At 80.7% G+C, this 228-nt stretch carries 1 pseudogene; it reads right to left on the reverse strand.

From position 1 onward, the window contains the following. Nucleotides 1–228, reverse strand: a pseudogene (locus KVS67_RS13840) (serine protease); the annotation flags it as partial.

Genomic DNA, 228 nt, shown 5'->3' on the forward strand with positions numbered 1-228 from the left:
TCGCCGACCGCCAGGCCGGCGAGGCCGTGCGCCGTGTCCAGGTGGCCGATCCGCGCCGCGTGCACGCCGCGGGCGCGGTCCGTCACGGTGGGGGCGTCCACGCCGAGGACCACGTGCGCGCTCGTGAGCACGCGGTCCGGGGCCACGGCCACGCCCGGGCCGCACTGCACCTGGTTGCACTGCGCGGGCGGCCCGGTCAGCCGGACGGCGGGGGCCGACGGCCTGGAG

Origin of the sequence: Micrococcus sp. GbtcB5 (assembly GCF_019091605.1) — a bacterium.
Taxonomy (GTDB): Bacteria; Actinomycetota; Actinomycetes; order Actinomycetales; family Micrococcaceae; genus Micrococcus; species Micrococcus luteus.